Origin of the sequence: Cupriavidus necator (genome assembly GCF_040578825.1) — a bacterium.
Lineage (GTDB): Bacteria > Pseudomonadota > Gammaproteobacteria > Burkholderiales > Burkholderiaceae > Cupriavidus > Cupriavidus necator_E.
In genome coordinates this window covers 22,903-43,654 of the sequence record NZ_JBEFLI010000016.1, presented here as the reverse complement: position 1 = coordinate 43,654, position 20,752 = coordinate 22,903, and the positions used below count along the sequence as shown (strand labels likewise).

Below are 20,752 nucleotides of genomic sequence, written 5' to 3'. Positions count from 1 at the left end.
AGCAAGCCCATGGCGATTCCTGTCTTACGCCCGTGCCCAGCGTTCGATGCACTGGCGCAGCTCCGGCATCCGTACCGGCTTGGTCAGGTGGGCGCTGATCCCTGCCGCTTCGCAGCGCTGCGCCAGGTCCTGGTCAGCCACGCCGGTCAGGGCCACCACCGGCACGCCGGCGTTGGGTCCGTCGCCGGCGGCGCGGATACGCGCGGCCAGCTCGAAGCCGTCCATGCCCGGCATCTGGAAGTCCGTGATGACCAGCGCGTAGGGCTGCTGTGCCAGCATGTCGAGCGCCTCGGCACCGTTGGTCGCCAGCGCACACTGCCGGCCCAGCAGTTCAAGCTGGCGGCGCATGATCACCTGGAACGGCAGGTAGTCCTCCACCACCAGGATGGCTTTTCCCTGCAGTGGCGCGGGCACTTCGGTCGTCGCTGCCGCGGCAGCGCCAAGCGCCAGCGCCTGGCGGCAGACGTCGCGCAGGCCGTGCCACCAGACCGGCCCGGCGAGCAGCGGGATCCCCGGCACCGCCGCGACGCTGGCGCATGCGCGATCCACCAGCACGATGGCCGGCACGCCCGGCATCAGGTCATGCGCGGCATCCGCATCGGCGCACTGCAGGTCCGGCTGGACGCTGTCGTCGGCTGTCCACGGCTTTGCGCCGAGCGCGGTCAGGTATTCGCGCACCAGCCGCGCATCGGCGCTATCGCGCAGCGCGTCGGTGCGCACGCGGCGGCCGGCCAGCAATGGCGGCTCGGCCGGCGGCGCGACCGGCAGCGTGATGCGGATCACCGCGCGCGTGCCGGCGCCGGGCTCGCTGTGCAGCGTCAGATCGCCGCCGATCAGCCGCAACATCCGGTTGCACAGCGCCAGGCCCATGCCGCTGCCGTTGGACAGGTTCAGGATCACGGCCTCGGCCTCGCCAGGTGCGGCTGGCCGGCTTTGCGTGGCGGCCGCCGGCATGCCGACGCCAGTGTCCGCCACCGAGATCTCCAGATGCTGGCGCTCGTCCTGGTCCTCCACCAGCACCGCCGCCAGCGCGATGCCGCCCGCCGGCGTGCCCTTGACGGCATTGCCGGTCAGGTTCAGCAGCACGCGCTTGAGCCGCGTGGGATCGCTGACCAGTTGCGGCGCGATACCGGCATCGACTTGGGCGGACAGCCGCAAACCCTTTGCGGCCGCGGACGGATACTGTGCCTGCAGCACGTCGTCGATGACCGCGCGCAGATCCGGCGACAGCTTTTCCGGCACCATTTGCCCGGCCTCCTCGCGGAAGTAGGCAAAGACGCCGCCGACGATATCCATCAGCAGCCGTGCCGAGCCTTCGGCAAGTTCCACCTGCCCGGCCTGCGCCGGCGTCAGCGGCGAGGCGCGCAGCAGCTCGAGCGCGCCGACGATGGTGGCCAGCGGTGTGCGGATTTCGTGGGTCACGCCGACTTCGTACCGGGCCTTGGCCTGGAACACGTCCTGCCCGGCGAACTGCGCGTCGAGCAGCAAGGCCTGCTGGCGGTGCGCCTCGGTCGCGTCCTCCCAGTAGCCGACCCGGCCACCGCCGGGCATCGGCGCGCTGGCAGACAAGCGCAGCCAGCGGGTCTCGGGACCGGCATGGACGCGCACTTCGACGCAGGCCGGCTCGCCCGTGGCGGCCGATTGCGCCAGTGCCTCGGCCGGCATGCCGCGGTCCTCGCGATGTACGTCCAGGTGGCTGCCGGCGAGCACGGCGAGAAAATCCGCTTCGGCCCAGTCAGGCAGGCCTGGCAGCTTGCCGGTAAAGGCGTCGAAGCGATAGTCGCCATCATTGCCCGCATCGGCCAGCCGGAACAGCGCAACGGACATCGTGGCGGCAATATGGTCAAGCAACGCCTGCCCGGGCTGCGGCACCGCCGGCGCCATCGCCGCGCGCGGCCGCGTCCGCCCCAGCCATACTCCTGCCGCGAGCGAGGCCGCGGCGAGCAAGCCCTTCAACACCAAGGCCATGGGCACACTCCGTTCCGGATGGATGCGGAATCATAACGCCGCGATATCGCAAAAAGCGGGTTCCAGAAAGTTCAGAAATTTCCGACCGGGCGCGTGCTTAAGTGCATGCATGCCGCACGTATGGAGTGCCTGCCGCATTCATGTCGAAACGTGGCGCCGTAGGCCCTTACTGCAGGCGATTCGGAAATTTCAGCAAGCATTCTCAGACACGTCTTACTGAGCCAGCGCGACCGCGCTCATAGAGTAAGGACAAGCCTGCGTCCGTTGCGCTGCTGCACTGGCACCGCCGCGGACGCTCCCGGTTTTCCATCATTCCTGGCCGCCCCGCTAGTCTCGCCGCTTGTCTCGCCGCTTGTCTTCCCGCTCCCCCACCCCCATTGCGTTGCGCAGTGCTTCGCGTATTGCCGCAACGTTGCTGTTCGCGCTATCGGGCCACGCCGGCGCGCAGTCAACCACCGAGCCCGTCCAGCAGGCCGCCACCGAGGCGCTGCAGGCGGCCGCGGCCGCGGCCTCGCAGGCAAGTCCCCATGAACGATTGCTGTGGTGGGCCGCTTCGGTACTGTGCTTCGTCACGCCGTTCCTGCTGGCATGGATCGTCGCGCTGTATCGCGAGGTGCGGCGGCGGCGCGCCGCCGAAGTGGCGCTGAAGGACCACGTTGCGATCCAGTCGGCGCTGCTCGACGGCATTCCGCAACCCGTCTACCTGCGCGATGCCTCGCTGCGGCTGATCACCTGCAACCGCAGCTATGAGGAACTGCTCGGCGCCACGCGCGACACGCTGCGCGGGCAGGGGCTGGACACAACAGGCCATGCACATCCCCTCGTCACCGACATGGCCGAGGTGGCGCGCGACTACCGCAAGGTGATCGAAGACGGCGTGCCGCTGCACAAGGACCGTTGCCTGCGGCTGGGCAATCGCAACCACCATGTGCTGAACTGGATGACGCCACTGCGCGGCGCCGACGGTACGGTCAAGGGGCTGGCGGGCGGCTGCGTGGACCTGACCGAACGCCATGACATGCTGGCCGAACTGGCACAGGCCAAGGCGCAGGCGGAGGCCGCCAACCGTGCCAAGTCAACGTTCCTGGCCTCGGTCAGCCACGAGATCCGCACGCCGATGAACGCCATCACCGGCATGCTGGAACTGACACTGGCGCGCTGCCAGCTATCGGACGACGAGCGCCTGCAGCTTGTCACGGCGCACAAGTCGGCGCTGGGGCTGCTGGCGCTGATCGACGACATCCTCGATCTGTCGAAGATGGAGGCCGGCAAGTTCCGCATCGCGCCGGCACCCGCCGCGCTGGCGGGGCTGGTGCAGGACACGCTGCTGATTTTCGGCCCGGTGGCCACGCAGAAGGGACTGCCGCTGACCAGCGCGCTCGGCGCCGGGCTGGCGCCGCTGCACCAGGTCGACGGGCTGCGCTTCCGGCAGATCCTGGCCAACCTGGTTTCCAATGCCGTGCGCTTTACCGACAGCGGCACGATCCATGTCGCGCTGGATGCGCAGCCGCCGCGCGATGGCGTGCAGCAGGTGGTGCTGACGGTATCGGATACCGGCATCGGCATCGATGAAGCGGCGCAGGCGCGGGTGTTCGAACCCTTCGAGCAGGCGCATGGCCTGTCGCGGCCGCAGGCGGGCGGCACCGGGCTGGGGCTGGCAATCTGCCAGCGGCTGGTGGGCGCAATGGGCGGCCACATCACGCTCTCCAGCAAGGCCGGCGCAGGCACGCGGGTGGAAGTGTCACTGCCACTGGCGGTTGCCGAAGCGGATGCCGACGCCATCGGCGACACGACGCCTGGCGCGCCGTCCACGGCAACGGCCGGCTGCGCGCGGCGCCACGCGCATATCCTGGTGATCGACGACCACGCCCCCAACCGGCTGCTGTTGCAGCGCCAGCTCGAACACCTGGGCCACCGGGTCACCACCGCCTGCGATGGCCGCGACGCGCTGGCCAAGCTCGATGGTGCCCGCTTCGACGTCATCTTGTGCGACTGCGCGATGCCGGTCATGGACGGCCTGGCCTTCACACGGGCCCTGCGGGCGCGCAACGATGCCATCTGCTGCGTACCGGTGATCGGCTGTACCGCCAGCGCCGTGGCAGAAGACCACCAGGCGGCACTGGACGCCGGCATGAATGCCGTGATCGTCAAGCCGGTCGGCCTGCAGGCGCTTGGCGATGCGGTGGCGCGCGCCTGCGCCGGCGGCTTTCCGACGCACCGGGTGGCGGTGCCCGTGCATGTGGCACCGCCCAAGGGGGCCGACGATGCCGCGCACTGCGGCGCCAAACCCGGTTCGCAGCCGATGTGGTGCGCGGTGTGCCGGGAAATGAACGTGCAGTGCGGCCGGCTCGACGCCGAGCCGGACTAAGCCCAGGCGCCGGTCATGCCTCCATCGGCACGGCGCTGGTGCACTTGATCTCGTCCAGGCAGACGCTGGACTTCACGCCACTGACGCCCGGGATGCGCATCAGCGTGTCGAGCAGGAAGTCCGACAGCGACTTCAGGTCCCTGGCGACCACCTTGAGCACGTAGTCGATATCGCCGGTCACCGAGAAGCACTCCTGGATCTGGGCGAGTTCCGCCACCAGCCGCTTGAAGTTCGACAGGTCGCGGATGTGACCCCGCTCCATGGTCACGTGGATAAAAGCCACCACGCCAAAACCCAGCGCCGCGGCATCCAGCCGCGCCTCGTAGCGTTTGACCAGCCCCGCCTCTTCCAGGCGGCGGTGGCGCCGCAAAGTCTGCGCCGGCGACAGCGCGATGGCCTCGGCCAGTTCCAGGTTGGAAGCGCGGCCGTGCTCCTGCAACACCCCCAGCAAGCGGCGATCGGTGCGGTCCAGCTCGATCGATTGCATGTCAGTTTCCTCGATTCAGTTATTCACGCAACAAGATTTCATAATCTAGGGTTTCCCTGCGTGACTTACGAAATCCAATTTTGCTGCCCAGAATATACACTGCATCCCAAGCTAGCCGATAGCAGGCACACCCCCTAACGGTTTGTGCTGCGTCGACTGGCGGCGGCGCCATATCGTAGCTGGGCGCCGCCACTGCAATATTATTTCCCGACTGACCGGTTCCGAACGCCCCCATGACCACGAACCTGCCGCCCTTGCCTCGGACTCCACGCGCCCGCCATGACAGCGAGGGCCGCTGAACCGGATCTTTCCCAGACATCCGATGCGAGCCTGCCCGCCGCCGCCCGGCAACTCTGCCGGCATCGCATCGATCCAATCACTTAACCTCCGCCTTTAGTGAGAAAGCCATGGCCGACCTGTTTGACAACCCGATGCAACTGATGGGCTTCGAATTCGTGGAATTCGCCTCGCCTACCCCCAATGTGCTCGAGCCGCTGTTCGAGCAGATGGGCTTCACGCTGGTGGCGAAGCACCGCTCCAAGGACGTGGTGCTGTACCGCCAGGGCGAAGTGAACTTCATCGTCAACCGCGAGCCGCACAGCCACGCCGCCTACTTTGCCGCCGAGCACGGCCCGAGCGCCTGCGGCATGGCCTTCCGCGTCAAGGATTCGCACAAGGCCTACGCCCGCGCGCTGGCGCTCGGCGCCCAGCCGGTGGAGATCCCGACCGGCCCGATGGAACTGCGCCTGCCGGCGATCAAGGGCATCGGCGGCGCGCCGCTGTACCTGATCGACCGCTTCGAGGAAGGCAAGTCGATCTATGACATCGACTTCGAGTTCATCGAGGGCGTCGACCGCCACCCGGTCGGCCACGGCCTCAAGCTGATCGACCACCTGACGCACAACGTCTACCGTGGCCGCATGGCTTACTGGGCGAACTTCTACGAAAAGCTGTTCAATTTCCGCGAAATCCGCTACTTCGACATCCAGGGCGAGTACACCGGCCTGACCTCCAAGGCCATGACCGCACCGGATGGTAAAATCCGCATTCCGCTGAACGAGGAGTCGTCCAAGGGCGCCGGCCAGATCGAAGAGTTCCTGATGGCCTTCAACGGCGAGGGCATCCAGCACATCGCCTTCCTGACCGACAACCTGATTGAAGTCATCGACAACCTGCAACTCGCGGGCGTCCCGTTGATGACCGCGCCGAACGACTACTACTACGAGGCACTGGACAAGCGCCTGCCCGGCCACGGCCAGCCCGTGGACCAGCTCAAGGCGCGCGGCATCCTGCTGGACGGCACCACCGAAGGCGGCAAGCCCCGCCTGCTGCTGCAGATTTTCTCCAAGACCGCGCTCGGCCCGGTGTTCTTCGAGTTCATCCAGCGCAAGGGCGACGAAGGCTTCGGCGAAGGCAACTTCAAGGCGCTGTTCGAGTCGCTGGAACGCGACCAGATCGAACGCGGCACGCTCAAGGTCGAGGCCTGACCGGCATCGGCCTTCCCCTGACCGGCCGCCTTTGACAGGCACCAGCCGGTTCCGGTATAGCGCACACCTCCCACGCGGCAGTCACCCTGCCGCGCGGGGCGGTGACGTCCCCCGGCCCAAGCGTCCGACTCCGTACAGCCAGAGGCGCGGGCCCGCATTCCATGAGAATGGGTAGAGGAAACAACTGAATGCATGCAAGCAACAATGACGGCACGCTCAAGCGCGGCCTGAAGAACCGGCATATCCAGCTGATCGCGCTGGGCGGCGCCATCGGCACCGGGCTTTTCCTGGGCATCGCCCAGACCATCAAGATGGCGGGCCCCTCGGTCCTGCTGGGCTATGCGATCGCCGGCATCGTGGCGTTCTTCATCATGCGCCAGCTCGGCGAGATGGTGGTGGACGAGCCCGTCGCGGGCTCCTTCAGCTACTTCGCCGACAAGTACTGCGGCCACTTCGCCGGCTTTATCTCGGGCTGGAACTACTGGGTGCTGTACATCCTGGTGAGCATGGCCGAGCTGTCGGCGGTGGGCATCTACGTGCAGTACTGGTGGCCGGAGATCCCCACCTGGGTCTCGGCGCTGGCGTTCTTCGTGATCATCAATGCGATCAACCTGTCGAGCGTGAAGTCCTTCGGCGAGATGGAGTTCTGGTTCTCGATCATCAAGGTCGCGGCCATCATCGGCATGATCGGTTTCGGCGGCTACCTGCTGGTGTCCGGCAATGCCGGCCCGCAGGCGAGCGTGGCCAACCTGTGGCAGCACGGCGGCTTCTTCCCCAACGGCATGGGCGGGCTGGTAATGGCCATGGCGGTGATCATGTTCTCGTTCGGCGGGCTGGAGCTGGTGGGTATCACGGCGGCCGAGGCGGATTCGCCCGAGAAGACCATTCCAAAGGCCACCAACCAGGTGATCTACCGCATCCTGATCTTCTACGTTGGCGCGCTGGCGGTGCTGCTGTCGCTGTATCCGTGGGAGAACGTGGTCACCGGCGGCAGCCCGTTCGTGCTGATCTTCCATGCGCTGAACAGCAACTGGGTCGCCAACGTGCTGAACGTGGTGGTGCTGACCGCGGCGCTGTCGGTCTACAACAGCGGCGTGTACTGCAACAGCCGCATGCTGTACGGCCTGGCGCAGCAGGGCAATGCCCCCAAGGCGCTGCTCAAGGTCAACAAGCGCGGCATCCCGCTGACGGCGCTGGCGTTCTCGGCCGTGGCCACCGCGGCGTGCGTGGTGATCAACTACTTCATGCCGGGCAAGGCCTTCGAAATGCTGATGGGCCTGGTGGTGTCGGCGCTGATTATCAACTGGGCCATGATCAGCCTGATCCACCTGAAGTTCCGCGCCGACAAGCGCAAGGCCGGCCAGGCCACCCGCTTCCAGAGCTGGGGCTACCCGCTGACCAACTACCTGTGCCTGGTGTTCCTGGCCGGCATCCTGGTGGTGATGTACCTGACGCCGGGCCTGCGCCTCTCGGTGTACCTGATCCCGGTGTGGCTGGTGGTGCTCGGCGTGAGCTACGTGCTGCGCCAGAAGAACGCCGCCGCGGCGCTGCAGGATGGCGTCGCTGCCCAGCAGCTGCGCTGAACGGCCCGGTGGCGCCTGCAGGCTGCGGGCGCCGCCGGTTGGCGCAGGTTAGAATCCCTTGCTGCGCGGCGCCCCGCGCCGCGGCAGCAGCCCCCCTCAGACCCCAATTCCATCGCATCCCATGTTTGCACACATCGAGGCCTTTCCCGGCGATCCGATCCTCTCGCTCAACGAGGACTTCCAGCGGGACCCGCGCACCGACAAGGTCAACCTGAGCATCGGCATCTACTTTGACGACGACGGCCGCCTGCCGGTGATGCAGGCGGTGGCGCGGGCCGAGGCGGCGCTGCTGGCCGACATGGGCCCGCGCCCCTACCTGCCGATGTCGGGTCTGGTGGGCTATCGCAACGCGGTGCAGGCACTAGTGTTCGGCGAAGATTCGCCGGCGCGCGCCGCCGGCCGCATCGCCACGCTGCAGACGCTGGGCGGCTCGGGCGCGCTGCGCGTGGGCGCGGATTTCCTCAAGCGCTACTACCCGCAGGCGCAGGTGTGGATCAGCGACCCGAGCTGGGAGAACCACCGCGTGGTGTTCGAGCGCGCCGGCTTTACCGTCAACACCTACCCGTATTACGACGACGCCACCGGCGGCCTGAAGTTCGACGCGATGATGGACGCGCTGCGCGCCATTCCCGCGGGCAGCATCGTGCTGCTGCACGCCTGCTGCCACAACCCGACCGGCGTGGATCTGAACCAGGACCAGTGGCGCGAGCTGATCGCGCTGCTCAAGGCCAATGCGCTGCTGCCGTTCGTCGACATGGCCTACCAGGGCTTTGGCGCCGGGCTGGAGGACGATGCCTTCGCCATCCGCGAACTGGTGGCGCAGGAAGTGCCATGCCTGGTGGCGAACTCGTTCTCGAAGAACTTCTCGCTGTATGGCGAGCGCTGCGGCGGCCTGAGCGTGTTCTGCAACACCGCCGGCGAAGCCGCCAATGTGCTGGGGCAGCTGACCGGCGCGGTGCGCGCCAACTACAGCAACCCGCCGACGCATGGTGCGCGCGTGGTGGCCAAGGTGCTGACCACGCCTGAGCTGCGCCAGCTGTGGGAAGAGGAACTGGGCCAGATGTGCGGGCGTATTGCGCGCATGCGTGAGGCGATCCACCACAACCTGCGCGACTACGTCAGTGGTGAAGGGTTGTCGCGCTACCTGACGCAGCGTGGCATGTTCACCTACACCGGTCTCACCGCTGACCAGGCTGAGCGGCTGCGCGAGCAGCATGGCGTGTATCTGCTGCGTTCGGGGCGGATGTGTGTGGCGGGGTTGAATGAGCGCAATGTCGGCGTCGTGGCGAAGGCGATTGGCAGCGTGCTAAAGGACTAAGGCCTCAAATCCATCTGCCGGTTTGCGCCCCTCTCCCGCCTGCGGGTCCTGCGGGAGAGGGGAGCGTATGCGTGGGCTCGTGGCCTTGTTCAGATGTGCGAGCGTGCGATGCGCGGCTGTGTGCACAAACAAGCCCGACGTAGTCGGCATCATCAAGCGGCGCCATCGTGCGCCCTTTTTCTTTTACAGCCACGCACCAGCGTAATTTCTACAAAACCCGTGGAGTTTTGGCGTATCCCCCACGGTGTGCTCGCTGCTGTCCCAAACGCCCCTAGCCGCACCCTGCCCGGCACCGAACTTGCTGCCCTTCAGCATCCGGCATCGTCACCCGTGCCGGAGCTTCCACAAAAGGCCAGCGCATGTCCGAGAACCAGACCCGCGACGCACCGGCGGCCACCATGCCCGCAAAGGCACCGGCACAGGCCACTGCCCCCCGCGATCCCGGCCAGCCTCCGGGCGCCGCCGCGCGCCCCGTCACGCAGCACATCAACGGCAAGCCCCACACGCTGCAGCTGGAGCCGCGCACCACGCTGCTCGACGTGCTGCGCGAAGTGCTTCACCTGACCGGCACCAAGAAAGGCTGCGACCGCGGCCAGTGCGGCGCCTGCACGGTGCTGGTCGATGGCCGGCGCATCCAGGCGTGCCTGACGCTGGCGATGATGCAGGAAGGACGCGAGATCACCACCATCGAAGGCCTGGCCAGCGGCGACGCGCTGCACCCGCTGCAGGACGCCTTTGTCGCGCACGACGCGCTGCAATGCGGCTTCTGCACGCCGGGGCAGATCTGCTCGGCAGTAGGCATGCTGGCCGAGGCGGACGCCGGCGAAGCCAGCGCGCTGCAGCCGTTGGCACCGCCGCCGCTACCGCTCAGCGACGACGAAATCCGCGAGCGCATGAGCGGCAACCTCTGCCGCTGCGGCGCTTATCCCAATATCGTTGCCGCCATCCGCGAGGTAGCCGGCAAGCGCGGCGCGAGCTGAGCACGGGCATGAATCCCTTCTCGTACGAGCGGCCCGACTCGGTCGACGAAGCGCTGCGCCTGGGCAGCCAGCCGGGCGCGCGCTATCTGAGCGGCGGCACCAACCTGCTCGACCTGGTCAAGGCTGGTGTCGAGACGCCGCAATTGCTGGTCGACGTCAGCCGGCTGCCGCTGGCGCAGGTCGCGGCGCTGCCCGATGGCGGCCTGCGTATCGGTGCGATGACCAGCAACACCGATGCGGCCAACCACCCTCTGGTGCGTGAGCGCTACCCATTGCTGGCGCAGGCGCTGCTGTCCGGCGCCTCCGGCCAGTTGCGCAATATGGCGACCGTAGGCGGCAACCTGCTGCAGCGCACGCGCTGCCACTACTTCTACGACACCGGCTTCCCGGCCTGCAACAAGCGCAAGCCCGGCTCGGGCTGCGGCGCGCTGGGGGGCATCAACCGCATGCATGCGATCCTGGGCGCGAGCGAGCAATGCATCGCCGTGCATCCGTCGGACATGTGCGTGGCGCTGGCCGCCCTCGATGCGGTGATCGTGGCACGCGCCCCCGCCGGCGAGCGCCGCATCCCGATCGCAGCGTTCCACCGCTTGCCGGGCAACACGCCGCAGATCGACACCACGCTGGCGCCGGGCGAACTGGTGGTCGCGGTGGACCTGCCGCCCTCGCCCTACGCGGCGCACGCGTGCTACCTGAAGGTGAGCGACCGCGCCACCTTCGCCTTTGCGCTGGTTTCGGTGGCCGCGGCGCTGGAGTTGTCCGGCAACACCGTGCGCAGCGCACGACTGGCACTCGGCGGCGTGGCGCACAAGCCGTGGCGCGTGCCCGCGGCCGAGCAGGCCCTCGTGGGCCGCCCGCTGAGCGCGCTGAGCGCCGCGACAGCCGCGCGCCTGCTGCTCGCCGGGGCGCAGCCCTTTGAGCACAACGCATTCAAGATCGGGCTGGCAGAGCGCGCCGTGGTGCGCGCGCTGCAAGTCGCCAACCGGCAGCAAGGAGGATCCCCATGAGCGTGACCGGTGCCCCCATCGATCGCGTCGACGGCGTCCTGAAGGTCACCGGCCGCGCGCGCTACGCCGCCGACTATCCGCTGCCGGGCCTGGCCCACGCGGTCATGGTCACCAGCACCATCCCCAACGGCGAGATCGCGGCGATGGACACCGCTGCGTGCGAACGCATGCCCGGCGTGCGCCTGGTGATGACGCCCTTTAACGCGCCGCGCCTGCCTGAAGGCGGCAAGGCGGCTGCGGGCACGCCGATCGCCGGGCACGTCCTGAGCCTGTTGCAGGATACCGCCGTCCACCACAACAACCAGCCCATCGCCGTGGTGGTGGCCGACACCCTGGAACAAGCGCGCGATGCCGCCAGCCGCCTGGCGGTGCGCTACCGGCTGACCGATGCCGTGCTGGATTTTGCCAGGGCACGCACGCAGGCCTGCAAGCCGGAGGAGGAGGACGGCGGCGCCGACACGCGCCGCGGCGATCTGGATGCAGGACTGCGCAAGGCAGCCTGCATGGTCGACGCGGTCTACACCACGCCAATGGAGAACCACAACCCGATGGAGCCGCACGCCACCATCGCAAGCTGGGATGGCGACGAACTGACGCTGTACGACTCGACCCAGTACATCACCGGCGTGCGCAAGGCCGTGTCGTGCACGCTCGGCATCCCGGCGGAAAAGGTGCGCGTGGTCTGCCCGTTCGTGGGCGGCGGCTTCGGCTGCAAGGGCTCGGTATGGTCGCACGTGGTGCTGGCGGCGATGGCGGCGCAGCGGGCGGGGCGCCCCGTCAAGCTGGTGGTGGACCGTTCGCAGATGTTCGGCACGGTAGGCGCGCGGCCCGTCACCGAGCAACACCTGGTCGCCGCCGCCACGCAAGATGGCGAGCTGACTGCATTGCGCCACGACGTGATCGCCAGTACCTCGGTGGTGGAAGAGTGGCTGGAGACGTGCGCCCTGGTCACGCGCATGCTCTACGCCTGCCCCAACCAGCAGACCAGCCACCGGCTGGCCAGGCTCAACATCGGCACGACCACCTTCATGCGCGCGCCGGGCGAGACCCCCGGCAGCTTTGCGCTGGAATGCGCCCTGGACGAGCTGGCGGAGAAGCTCGGCATCGATCCGGTCGAGCTGCGCCTGCGTAACCACGCCGACACCGATCCGCAGAAGCAGAAGCCGTTCTCCAGCAAGTCGCTGCGCGAATGCTACCGCGTGGCCGCCGAGCGCTTCGACTGGGCGCGGCGCAATCCCGCGCCGCGCTCGATGCAGGCCGACGGCAAGCTGATCGGCCTGGGCATGGCCACCGCGACCTACCCCGCCCACCGCTCCGAGGCCAGCGCCATGGCGCGCATCCTGCCGGATGGCACCGCACTGGTCCGTTCCGGCTCGCAGGACCTGGGCACGGGCACCTACACGGTAATGACGCAGGTCGCCGCCGACGCGCTGGGCCTGCCGCCCGAACGCGTGCGCTTCGAGCTGGGCGACACGGCCTTCCCCGAGGCTCCGGTATCGGGCGGCTCGCAGTCGGTCGCGAGCGTCGGGCCGGCCGTACAGGAGGCCGCCGCGGCCGCACGCATGAAGCTGATCCGCCAGGCCGTCGCCGACCCCGCCTCGCCGCTGGCCGGCACCCCGGTGGAAGACGTGGAGATCGCCGACGGCTGGCTGCGCCGGATTTCCGATCCGATGAAGCATGAACCTGTCTGCGCGCCGATCGCCCGCGCTGGCGGGCGCCCGATCGAAGCGAAGGCCAGCGCGCACCCCGGCGAAGAAAGGAATAAATACTCGATGCATTCCTTCGGCGCCGTGTTTGCGGAGGTCCACGTCGACCCCGACCTGGGCGAGATCCGCGTACACCGCATCGTGGCCAGCTACGGTGTCGGTCGGGTGCTGAACCCCAAGACCGCGCACAGCCAGCTGATGGGCGGCATTGTCTGGGGCATCGGCATGGCGCTGCATGAGAAGACCGAGCTGGACCCGGTCACCGGCCGCATCGCCAATGCCAACCTGGCCGAATACCACATGCCGGTCAACGCCGACGTCGGCACCATCGACGTGGTCGTGCTGGACGAGGACGATCCCCATATCAACGCGCTCGGCACCAAGGGCATCGGCGAGATCGGCATCGTCGGCGTGGCCGCGGCCATCGCCAATGCCGTCTACCACGCCACCGGCCGGCGCGTGCGCGACTTGCCCATGACGCCGGACAAGCTGGTGGACTGAGCCGGCGCATCGCCAAACGGATGGTTGCGCAAGCGGCCATCCAGTGAAAAGATGTCGCCCACGGGCCCCCCGCCCGCAACCTGACTGCCCGCCAGGCGGGCGTGGAGGCTGCCGTGACCGAGCTCAATCCCAAGCGTCCGTCCTCTTGCATCCCCGCGCTGCTGGCCGCTGGCGCCCTTTGGGCCCCGGGCCTGGCCAGCGCCCAGACTCCCGCACCACTGGCCGAATGGCAGTTCTCGGCCGGCATCCCGCTGCAGAAGCTCTTCCAGGACGACATCCCCGACTGGCAGGTTCGGCTGGGCGGCGCGGCGATGTTCCGGCCGCGCTACGACGGCTCGTCCGAATACATCGTCCTGGGCGGCCCCAGCATCGACATCCGCTACCGCGACCTGGCGTTCGCCTCGGTCGGCGAAGGGTTGGGCGTCAACCTGCTGCGCGGCAGGAACTGGCGCGCGGGCGTCGCGCTCACCTACAACCTCGGCCGGCGCGGGCAGGAAGATTCGCCGCACCTGGATGGCATGGGCAATATCAACCCGGCGCCGGAGGCCAAGCTGTTCGCGGAATACGCGATCTCGAAGGCATTCCCGCTGGTGCTGCGCATCGACGCGCGCCGCAGCCTGGGCGGCAGCGATGGCTGGATCGGCGATATCGGCGCCTATATGCCGATGCCGGGCAGTTCGGAGAGGTTCTTCTGGTTCGCCGGACCCACCGTCACGCTGGCCGATTCGCGCTACATGAACGCGTGGTACGGCGTCAGCGCAGCGCAGGCGCGCCCGGGACGGCCGGCCTACGATGCGAGCGGCGGCATCAAGTCGTACGGGTTCGGCGTGACGGCCGTGTGGTACTTCGCCAGGCACTGGTTTGCCAGCTCTGACGTGGCGATTTCCCAGCTCGCCGGCGATGCGGCGGACAGTCCGATCACGCGCAAGAAGACCAACGCGGTGGTCGATTTCTCGATCAACTATGAATTCTGAGACGGCAAGCCGCCGTCGATGGCCGCCGTCGCCATGTACCGACGTCGTCGGTGGACGTGTGGGCGGAGGTCAGGGCCAAGGTGGAGGCCATGATCGACAAGAAAATCGATGACACGGTCTTCAGCCTGCTCAAGAGCAAGCTGGACGGCATCGGCAACACCCTGAAGCTGTACCTCGCCGCCGTGGCCACCCAGGACACGCCGTGACTTGCCTGGATCCCGTCAGGCATCCCGGGCCGGTGGAACCGGTTCTGGAGCGATGTCTGGATGACTCCGCGCACGCGCTGACGCATGCCGGCGCGGCTTAGTGGAAGTCCCGGCTCCCCACCATCAGCCGGCCCAGCATCGGGCTCAGGTCCACCAGCTCCTTCGCCACCAGGTGGCGCACGTCGCCCTGGCGCTGCCAGGTGCCGACCACGCCCAGCAGCGTCGCGCCCAGCACCTCCTTGCGCTGGCGCTCGACCAGGTCGGGCCAGAGGATCAGGTTGATGGTGCCGGTCTCGTCCTCGATGGTGGCGAAGATGGTGCCGCTGGCGGTGGACGGGCGCTGGCGCACGGTGACGATGCCGCAGGCGCGCACGCGGCGGCCGTTGGCGCAGCGCTCGAGTTGGCTGGCGGTGGCAAAGCGCATCGCCTTCAGCTTGTGCCGCAGCAGCGCCAGCGGGTGCGACTTGAGCGACAGCCCCAGGCTGGCATAATCCGCCGCCACGTCTTCACCGAGCCGCGGCGCGGGCAGTGTCAGCGCGGCCTCGGCGGGCGGCGCCTCGTACAGCAGGTCGCGGTGCGCGGCATGGCCGGCCGCGGCGCGCGCCTGCCAGCGGGCCTGGTGGCGGTGGCCGGCCAGCGGCGCCAGCGCATCGGAGGCGGCCAGCACGTCGATATCGTGCCGGTCCAGCGCGGCGCGCAGCGCCAGGTCCTCGACGCTGTCGAAGGCGCGCTGCGCGCGCGCCGCCTCGATGCGCAGCGCGGCCTCTTGGCGCATGCCCTTGACGCGGCTCAGGCCCAGGCGCACCAGCGGGTATGGCGATTGCCGCGGCTTGCCCGGCCCCGCTTCGGCCACCGGCTCCAGCGTGCTTTCCCACTGGCTCACCGTGACATCGACCGGCAGCACCCGCACGCCATGCCGGCTCGCATCCTGCACCAGTTGCGACGGCGAATAGAACCCCATCGGCTGGCTGTTCAGCAGCGCGCACAGGAACGCGGAAGGATGGTGGCACTTGAGCCAGGAACTGACATAGACCAGCTTGGCAAAGCTGGCCGCATGGCTCTCGGGGAAACCATATTCGCCAAAGCCCTCGATCTGCTTGCAGATCGCCAGCGCGAAGGACTCCGGATAGCCGTTGCCGGTGAGCGCGCGCACCAGCGCATCCTGGTGCTGGCGCAGGTCGCCGCGCCGGCGCCAGGCCGCCATCGAGCGGCGCAGCTGGTCGGCCTGCCCCGGCGAGAAACCGGCCGCGTCGATGGCGAGCTGCATCACCTGCTCCTGGAAGATCGGCACGCCCAGCGTTCTGCCCAGCACCTTCTCGATCACGGCGTTGAAGTAGACCGGCAGCTTGCCGGTGCGGCGGAACGCCTCGCGCCGCTTCAGGTAGGGATGGACCATGCCGCCCTGGATCGGCCCGGGGCGCACGATCGCCACCTCGACCACCAGGTCGTAGTATTTGCGCGGCTGCAGCCGCGGCAGCATCGACTGCTGCGCGCGCGACTCGATCTGGAATACGCCGATGGTGTCGGCCTTGCAGATCATGTCGTAGGTTTTCTTGTCCTCCTTGGGGATGTCTTCCATCCGCGTGGGCAGCGCGGCGCGTGCAGGGTCGGGGTTGGGGATCATCTCCAGCGCGCGCCGGATCGCCGACAGCATGCCCAGCGCCAGCACATCGACCTTGAGCAGGCCGAGCGATTCCAGGTCGTCCTTGTCCCACTGGATCACGCTGCGGTCGGCCATCGCCGCGTTCTCGATCGGCACCAGCCGCGACAGCTTGTGGCGCGCGATCACAAAGCCGCCCACATGCTGCGACAGGTGGCGCGGAAAACCGCGTAGCTGCGCGGTCAGGCTGGCCCACATCTGCACCGCCGGCGAATCGGGATCGAGCCCGTAACGCGCGATCTTGTCGACAAAGCCCGGGCCGCCGTCCCACCACGCCTGGCCCTTGACCACCTGCTCGACCACGCTGGCATCGATGCCCAGCGCGCGGCCCACATCGCGCAGCGCGCTGCGCGAGCGGTAGGTGATCAGCGACGCCGCCAGCGCGGCGCGGTGGCGGCCGTACTTCTGGTAGATGTACTGGATCACCTCCTCGCGCCGCTGGTGCTCGAAGTCGACGTCGATATCGGGCGGCTCATCGCGCTCGCGCGACAGGAAGCGGCCGAACAGGAGGTTGGCCTGCTCGGGGCTGACCTCGGTGACATACAGGCAGAAGCACACCAGCGAATTGGCGGCCGAGCCGCGCCCCTGGCACAGGATGCCGTTGGCGCGCGCAAAGCGCACGATGTCGTGCACGGTCAGGAAGAAGGGCTCGTACTGCTTTTCCTCGATCAGCGCCAGCTCTTCCTTGAGCTGGTCTTTCCACTCTTGCTGCATGCCGTTGGGAAAGCGCTCGTGCATGCCGCGCTCGACTTCCTTGCGCAGGTAGGAGATCGGCGTCTCGCCCGGCGGCACCAGCTCCTCCGGGTATTCATAGCGCAGCATCCCGAGCGAGAAATCGCATTGCTGCGCGATTTTCAGCGTCTGCGCCAGCGCCTCGCGTGGATACAGCCGCGACAGCACCTGCCGCATGCGCAGGTGCTGCTCGGCATTGGGTGCCAGCGCCATGCCGCACTCGGGCAGCGGCTGGCCCAGCCGGATCGCGGTCAGCACATCGGACAGCGGCTTGCGCGAGCGCACATGCATGGTGACCGCACCGGCCGCGGCCAGCGGCACGCCGGTCTGTGCCGATACCGCTTCGAGGCGCGCACGGTGCAGCGCATCGGCGTGGCCCTGCAGTTGTTCCAGCGCGATCCAGGCGCGCTCGCCGAAGACCTCGCGGCACCACTGCGCCTGTTCGCGCAGCAGTTCGGGATCGGCCCAATAGTCGGGCAGCAGCAGCGCCAGGCAGCCGGACATGCCGCGCAGGTGAGCCTCGTCCGGCGCGGGCGCGGACAGGTCTTCGGGATGCAGGCGATAGGTTCCCTTGGGCGCGCGGCGGCGGCCCAGCGTGATCAGCTCGCTCAGGTTGCCGAAGCCGTCGCGGTGCTGGGCGATCAGCACCAGCCGCAGCGGCGGGCGCTCCGAGCCATCGGCCGGGGTCAGGCTGAAGCGGCTGCCGATCAGCAGCGAGAAGGCATCGGCGGCTTCGGCCAGCGCCTGCAGACGCTGGTGCCGGGTGGTGTGGGCATGGGGATCGCCGTGGTCGCAGTCGGTGTCGGGCTGCGGCTCGTCATCGTTGCCGAGCAGCGGATCGTCCACGCCCTCTTCCCCGCGTGCCGCGCTGCGCGCCACCGCGTCGCGCAGGCGCTTGCGCAGCGTCTCGATGGCATCGTGCGCGCGCGCGGTGCCGGCCACCGAGCATTCGTCGGTCAGCGCCAGCCCGCGGTAGCCCAGTTCGAACGCGCGCTCGATCAGCTCGCCCGGGTGCGAGGCGCCGGTGAGGAAAGTGAAGTTGGAGATGCAGTGCAGCTCGACATAGTCGGGCAAGGACGGCAACAACCCCGGCAGCGAGCCGGGCAGCGATGGCAGGACCGTCATGCGAACAACCCGTGCAAAAACCAGCGGTACTCGCCGCCATCGTCCTGCGCCGCGGGGCCGGGGCGCTCGCGGAAGATCCAGCAGCGCAGGCCGTCGGCACGCTCGGCGATAAAGTAATCGCGCGTGGCCAGCGCGCCGTCCCACCAGCCGGCCTCGATGCGTTCAGGCCGGCTCAGCAGCGCCAGCGGCCCGCCGTGGCAGGGGCGATGCTGCTGCACCGGCAGCGGCAACGGTTGCGGCAGCAGCCACAGCGGGCGCTCCGGCAGCGGCCCTGGCAGCGCGCCGGCCTTGCCGCCGGGCTGCGGCTCGTCGACCGGGCACCAGCGGTTGGCGCGCTCGGGCCGGTAGTCAGCCAGCGGCCGGGGCTGCAGCACGTTGTCGCGGCCCAGCCGCGCCATCAGCGTATCGAGCAGGCGGCCGAGGTCCTCCGGCGTGCCGCCGGGCTCGGGGAACAGCGCGTCGCTTTGCGGCACGCAGGCGGCCATCGCCTCCACCCGCAGCGCCAGGCCGGTGACCGGGGCGTGGAAATTGAGCTTGTCGAGCTTTTCGCGCAGCAGCCGCGACAGGTGCGCGGGATCGCGGCTGGGCTGGGCCAGGCCCAGCGGCACCGGGGTGCCTTCGGTATCGGCGCCGCGCCGGTAGCGTTCATGCTCCAGCACCAGCACGCAGCGCGTGACGCCGGCCTGCTGCACCGCCAGCCAGCCCGCCAGCGCCAGCAGCAGCCGCTGCGCGCCGGCCAGCACGCCTTCGGCCGACTCGATACGCCCGGGCAGGTCCATGCGCTGCGCGAACGCAGGCGGTGCCGCGTACCACGCAAAGCGCGCCGGCGCGTCGCCATAGGCCTGGTCCAGCCGCGCCAGCAGCGCCGGGCCCAGCCGCCGCGTCAGGCCCGCGCGCGGCAGGCCCCGCACCTGCCCCAGCGTGCGGCAGCCGATGCCATCGAGCCACGCCGGATCGGCCAGCGTATGCAGCGCTTCCACCGGCAGCCGATCCAGCAGCCGGTGCAGACGCGCCATGCCCACCGCCCGGCGCGCGGGTCGGACCACACCGCGCCGCGTGCGCCGCAGCGGCTGGCGTGCGAGCCAGGCGGCGCCGTGCGCGGTCGGGCCCGAGCCTACCTGGGCAATGGTGCCGAGCTGGCGCACGCAGGCGCGCACCGCGCGGCACAGCGCGCGGTGGCCACCGAACAGGCGCAGGCTGGCCGTGACGTCCAGCATCACCGTGGCCGCTTCCGGCTCCTCGTCGAAGGTCACCGCCGGCGTGAAACGCAGCAGCGCCAGCGCCACCGCCTCCATCAACCCGGACTCGGCGACGGGGTCGCGCTCAAGCTGCACGATATCGGCCGACAGCGCCTGCACGCCGCCACGGCGCATGCCGTAGCGCACGCCGAGCTGCATGGCCGGGCCGTTGGCCAGCACCACCTGCTCCTGCGCCATCACCGCCACCGGCAGCGCATGGTGCAGCGTGCCAGTGGCGGAGGACGGCGTCGGGGAGGTCGGAGAGGCCGCGGCAGCGGGCACCGGCTCAGGCCAGTTGGGCTGCAGTGCGTCCAGGGGCAGGCGCGGCAGGTGCACCGCGATCCAGTACGGCATCGGAAGAAGACTGAGAAAGCTGAGAAGGCGAAGAAACCAGGGCAGGTTCCCGCGCGAGCGACGGCCAGGCGGCGGTGCGCGTGGCGGCTTCCATCCCGTCCAGCCGCAACAGCAGCGGGGTATCCCGCACCGGCCCGCGCCGCTTGTGGAAGACGATCGACAGCATATTGCCGGGCTGCGGCGCCAGCAGCAGCCGCAGCACCGCGGGCGACGATTCGCGCAGTGCCGCGGCCGGGCGCAGCGCCCACACCACCGCGTCGCCGCCCTGCGCCAGCACTTGCAGCCGGCGCAGTGCCTCGGGCCGCGCCGTCGGCAGCCACACCAGCACGCCGCCAAAGGCCTGGCTGCGCAGCACCTGCTCGGCCGCCCACAGCATGTCAGCCTGCGCGGCCTTGGCGGAACCGGCCGGCGGGCGCACCCAGTAAAGCTGCCGCGCAGGCAATCCGGCCGCGGCCAGCCCCATCGCATTGGGCAGGTAAGGCGGCGCCACCAGCGCGATGCGGCGCCCCGTGCCGGCCAGCGTGCGCAACGCCGGCAGCAGCAGGCGCAGCTCGCCCGCACCGCCCTGCGTGGTCAGCAGCTCGGTCAGCCCGCCGGCCGGCCAGCCGCCGCCAGGCAGTTCCGCCGACAACGCGTCATAGCCAGTCGGGCACACCGCGGCGCTGCCGGCACGGCCAAGCTGGCCGGCCCGCCACAGGCCGGGATAGCGCTGCTCGAGCGCCGACAGCGCCTGCTGGCGCGTGGCGGGAGCTGGCTCGGCGGAGGCTGGCGCAGGGAAAGGCAATTCCTGCGCCGCCGGGGACGGGGCTGCGTGCAGTTGCGCAGTCATTGTGGAGTGGGCGTCGCTCGCCGGGGGCGAGTTTTAGGATGTTTACGATAACTGTATATTTATACAGTATCGGGTGCGAGCGCAAGGGGTAATGCGTAATGCGGCAGGGGGTGCCCGCGAGCCTGTGGGAAACCGGAATTGCCGGACTGCGTACCGGTTAGCTGGTCTGGTTACCTCTCATTGCCTGTCGTCGTCGATTGTTGCCGTTCGGACAACATACTGAAGGCCT

The 20,752-nt window shown here is 68.9% G+C and carries 13 protein-coding genes; 8 read left to right on the top strand and 5 right to left on the bottom strand.

Going from position 1 to position 20,752, the window contains the following annotated elements; genetic code table 11:
* Positions 1-24 precede the first annotated feature (24 nt).
* Positions 25-1,968 carry a response regulator gene (locus tag AB1I47_RS10675; RefSeq protein WP_354683720.1) on the bottom strand — a complete coding sequence of 648 codons (1,944 nt, stop codon included), beginning with the start codon at positions 1,966-1,968 and terminating at the stop codon, positions 25-27.
* Positions 1,969-2,380: 412 nt separating this feature from the next.
* Here AB1I47_RS10675 and AB1I47_RS10670 point away from each other — a divergent pair, with 412 nt between their 5' ends.
* Positions 2,381-4,336 (top strand): PAS domain-containing sensor histidine kinase, encoded by a 1,956-nt coding sequence (locus AB1I47_RS10670; protein WP_354683719.1) that lies wholly within the window; start codon positions 2,381-2,383, stop codon positions 4,334-4,336.
* 13 nt (positions 4,337-4,349) lie between these two features.
* Here the strand turns inward: AB1I47_RS10670 and AB1I47_RS10665 are convergent, their stop codons facing one another.
* Positions 4,350-4,823, bottom strand: a complete 474-nt coding sequence (locus AB1I47_RS10665; RefSeq protein ID WP_354683718.1) for an Lrp/AsnC family transcriptional regulator — start codon at positions 4,821-4,823, stop codon at positions 4,350-4,352.
* Between the two features lie 407 nt (positions 4,824-5,230).
* On the opposite strand from AB1I47_RS10665, the gene hppD reads away from it, so the two are divergent.
* From hppD to AB1I47_RS10630, 7 genes are all read left to right on the top strand, one after another.
* A complete protein-coding gene (gene hppD / locus AB1I47_RS10660) occupies positions 5,231-6,310 on the top strand; it encodes a 4-hydroxyphenylpyruvate dioxygenase (RefSeq protein ID WP_354683717.1) in 1,080 nt (359 codons plus the stop codon).
* A gap of 188 nt (positions 6,311-6,498) precedes the next feature.
* A complete protein-coding gene (locus AB1I47_RS10655) occupies positions 6,499-7,893 on the top strand; it encodes an amino acid permease (protein WP_354683716.1) in 1,395 nt (464 codons plus the stop codon).
* A gap of 121 nt (positions 7,894-8,014) precedes the next feature.
* Positions 8,015-9,211: an amino acid aminotransferase gene (locus AB1I47_RS10650; protein ID WP_354683715.1), complete on the top strand. Its 1,197-nt coding sequence runs from the start codon at positions 8,015-8,017 to the stop codon at positions 9,209-9,211.
* A 359-nt stretch (positions 9,212-9,570) separates the two neighbouring features.
* A complete protein-coding gene (locus tag AB1I47_RS10645) occupies positions 9,571-10,191 on the top strand; it encodes a (2Fe-2S)-binding protein (protein ID WP_407935821.1) in 621 nt (206 codons plus the stop codon).
* Between the two features lie 8 nt (positions 10,192-10,199).
* Positions 10,200-11,198 carry an FAD binding domain-containing protein gene (locus AB1I47_RS10640; RefSeq protein WP_354683714.1) on the top strand — a complete coding sequence of 333 codons (999 nt, stop codon included), beginning with the start codon at positions 10,200-10,202 and terminating at the stop codon, positions 11,196-11,198.
* A complete protein-coding gene (locus tag AB1I47_RS10635) occupies positions 11,195-13,405 on the top strand; it encodes a xanthine dehydrogenase family protein molybdopterin-binding subunit (protein ID WP_354683713.1) in 2,211 nt (736 codons plus the stop codon). The genes AB1I47_RS10640 and AB1I47_RS10635 overlap by 4 nt, the downstream gene beginning before the upstream one ends.
* 113 nt (positions 13,406-13,518) lie before the next feature.
* Positions 13,519-14,379, top strand: coding sequence for a MipA/OmpV family protein (locus AB1I47_RS10630; protein ID WP_407935820.1), 861 nt, complete (start codon positions 13,519-13,521; stop codon positions 14,377-14,379).
* Between the two features lie 303 nt (positions 14,380-14,682).
* Here the strand turns inward: AB1I47_RS10630 and AB1I47_RS10625 are convergent, their stop codons facing one another.
* The 3 genes from AB1I47_RS10625 to imuA are packed head-to-tail and all read right to left on the bottom strand — an operon-like array spanning position 14,683 to position 20,523.
* Positions 14,683-18,102, bottom strand: coding sequence for an error-prone DNA polymerase (locus tag AB1I47_RS10625; protein ID WP_354683712.1), 3,420 nt, complete (start codon positions 18,100-18,102; stop codon positions 14,683-14,685).
* A complete protein-coding gene (locus AB1I47_RS10620; RefSeq protein WP_354683711.1) occupies positions 18,099-19,694 on the bottom strand; it encodes a Y-family DNA polymerase in 1,596 nt (531 codons plus the stop codon). The genes AB1I47_RS10625 and AB1I47_RS10620 overlap by 4 nt, the downstream gene beginning before the upstream one ends.
* Positions 19,627-20,523, bottom strand: a complete 897-nt coding sequence (gene imuA, locus AB1I47_RS10615; RefSeq protein ID WP_354683710.1) for a translesion DNA synthesis-associated protein ImuA — start codon at positions 20,521-20,523, stop codon at positions 19,627-19,629. Before imuA ends, AB1I47_RS10620 begins: the two co-directional genes overlap by 68 nt.
* Positions 20,524-20,752 lie beyond the last annotated feature (229 nt).

What these genes read in the sequence shown, in the direction of transcription:
- AB1I47_RS10675 (WP_354683720.1), bottom strand. Translation starts at nt 1,968, where the DNA reads ATGGCCTTGGTGTTGAAGGGCTTGCTCGCCGCGGCCTCGCTCGCGGCA.
- AB1I47_RS10665 (WP_354683718.1), bottom strand. Translation starts at nt 4,823, where the DNA reads ATGCAATCGATCGAGCTGGACCGCACCGATCGCCGCTTGCTGGGGGTG.
- hppD (WP_354683717.1), top strand. Translation starts at nt 5,231, where the DNA reads ATGGCCGACCTGTTTGACAACCCGATGCAACTGATGGGCTTCGAATTC.
- AB1I47_RS10655 (WP_354683716.1), top strand. Translation starts at nt 6,499, where the DNA reads ATGCATGCAAGCAACAATGACGGCACGCTCAAGCGCGGCCTGAAGAAC.
- AB1I47_RS10650 (WP_354683715.1), top strand. Translation starts at nt 8,015, where the DNA reads ATGTTTGCACACATCGAGGCCTTTCCCGGCGATCCGATCCTCTCGCTC.
- AB1I47_RS10645 (WP_407935821.1), top strand. Translation starts at nt 9,571, where the DNA reads ATGTCCGAGAACCAGACCCGCGACGCACCGGCGGCCACCATGCCCGCA.
- AB1I47_RS10640 (WP_354683714.1), top strand. Translation starts at nt 10,200, where the DNA reads ATGAATCCCTTCTCGTACGAGCGGCCCGACTCGGTCGACGAAGCGCTG.
- AB1I47_RS10635 (WP_354683713.1), top strand. Translation starts at nt 11,195, where the DNA reads ATGAGCGTGACCGGTGCCCCCATCGATCGCGTCGACGGCGTCCTGAAG.
- AB1I47_RS10625 (WP_354683712.1), bottom strand. Translation starts at nt 18,102, where the DNA reads ATGACGGTCCTGCCATCGCTGCCCGGCTCGCTGCCGGGGTTGTTGCCG.
- AB1I47_RS10620 (WP_354683711.1), bottom strand. Translation starts at nt 19,694, where the DNA reads ATGCCGTACTGGATCGCGGTGCACCTGCCGCGCCTGCCCCTGGACGCA.
- imuA (WP_354683710.1), bottom strand. Translation starts at nt 20,523, where the DNA reads ATGACTGCGCAACTGCACGCAGCCCCGTCCCCGGCGGCGCAGGAATTG.